The sequence below is a fragment of the Prevotella sp. OH937_COT-195 genome, assembly GCF_003932845.1.
Taxonomy (GTDB): domain Bacteria; phylum Bacteroidota; class Bacteroidia; order Bacteroidales; family Bacteroidaceae; genus Prevotella.
Genome location: NZ_RQZH01000068.1, coordinates 1 through 1,465, shown reverse-complemented (window position 1 = coordinate 1,465; position 1,465 = coordinate 1). Strand labels below are relative to the sequence as shown.

Annotated in this window: 2 protein-coding genes and 2 pseudogenes; 2 read left to right on the top strand and 2 right to left on the bottom strand. The window is 42.0% G+C overall.

Annotation, left to right across the window (positions count from 1 at the left end):
* Nucleotides 1–121, bottom strand: a pseudogene (locus EII32_RS12610) (IS5/IS1182 family transposase); the annotation flags it as partial.
* Nucleotides 122–246: 125 nt separating this feature from the next.
* Here EII32_RS12610 and EII32_RS11240 point away from each other — a divergent pair.
* Both EII32_RS11240 and EII32_RS11985 read left to right on the top strand, forming a co-directional pair.
* On the top strand, nt 247–600 hold the full coding sequence (locus EII32_RS11240; RefSeq protein WP_125235460.1) for a hypothetical protein: 354 nt from the start codon (nt 247–249) through the stop codon (nt 598–600).
* Between the two features lie 348 nt (nt 601–948).
* A complete protein-coding gene (locus EII32_RS11985) occupies nt 949–1,224 on the top strand; it encodes a hypothetical protein (protein ID WP_148096832.1) in 276 nt (91 codons plus the stop codon).
* A 148-nt stretch (nt 1,225–1,372) separates the two neighbouring features.
* Here the strand turns inward: EII32_RS11985 and EII32_RS11235 are convergent.
* Nucleotides 1,373–1,465, bottom strand: a pseudogene (locus EII32_RS11235) (transposase); the annotation flags it as partial.

The window sequence follows — 1,465 nt, the reverse complement described above, 5'->3', positions numbered from 1 at the left end:
GCCGATCGATAAGCATATCGACTTGATTCAAAAATTCATTTTGGGCTTTCCTGTATCGCTTCTCGAAGATGACGTCTGCAAATGATACTTCTTCGTTAAATGATTTTCCTTGTTGTGCCATAGGTGGTAATGTATTCAATTACACCGCAAAGATACGAAATAATTCGTTGATATACAATAGTATTACATGAAAAAAACAAAGAAATTTACCGTGCAAAGGTCTCGTTAGAAAGCTACAGGGAAAAATTGGAGAAACTAAGCAAGAAGCAGACCTTAACGCTTGACCTTATCCACACTTATCTGACAGGTGCGGAAATTGAATATGATAAGGCCACATCTTTTGTAGGTGTTTGGGAAAGTATTATTGCCAGGATGAAAGCAGAAGACAGGGTTGTAACCGCAGAGAACTACAAGTGGTCACTTAACTCCTTCCTTAAATACGTTGGTAATGTGAAGGGGTTCATGATCGGCAAAAACGTTATTGACAGGTGGAATGATGTTATGAAGAATGGGGTGGTAGAAAACGGCAAGGTTGTCGGAAAGATTGCCGACGCCACCCGTGGTATGTATCTTCGAACTTTGCCGTATTGTTTGGAATGAATGTATTCGCCAAGGTTTTCTGACCGAAGACAAATACCCATTCTCAAACAAGGACAATACGCTCATCTCTATTCCACGTGGTAAACGTCGCCAACAATCATACCTTAGTGTTGATGAAATGACGGAACTATATAAGGTTTTCATTGAGAAATGTTATCCCGAAGGATGGGATCCTGCGTACAAGAAACGTGCACACGATTCTCTTGGTCTCTTTCTTGCCCAATATCTGTGCAAAGTATTTCAATCTTGCCGATGCTGGACGTTTGACCTACAACCGTACTTACTTCGCAGAAGGTGGTCGTGCTTTTGAGTTTATGCGAAAGAAAACATCAGCACGAAGTAACAAGCATGTCGGTGGTTATTGTTCCCATCATTGAACCTATGAAGGTCATCCTTGATGAAATAGGAGCCAAGCCTGAGAAGGATGCATGTGTTTTTCCTCAAATATTCAATGGAGCCACAGATGAGACCTTGCGTCGAAAGTTGACCGTACAGGAAAACTCCAATATCAAAGACCGCATGAACCGTATCTGCAAAGAAGTACTTGGATGGGACAAAGTGGAGTCTGGAACATGGGCGCACAAATCTGAAGCTGGCAGGCGTAGAGGAACTATACATTTCTGAAAGTATGGGACACTAGCAAGGTAACGATGTCACCAGCAGCTATCAGGACATGTATCCTCTTGAAATAATACGTTTCCGTAAAACAACAAGCTTCTCAACATCGAAAAGGAAGAAGAACCTATCGATATAGATAGCCTTACTCCCTCATGATGAAATTGTTGACCGACCTGTGCCTTGAGTGTACCAGTTGTGCGGTATTCTTGAGCATGTCATTGATGGTCTCGATGATGCACCTTCTTCT

What these genes read in the sequence shown, in the direction of transcription:
- EII32_RS11985 (WP_148096832.1), top strand. Translation starts at nt 949, where the DNA reads ATGTCGGTGGTTATTGTTCCCATCATTGAACCTATGAAGGTCATCCTT.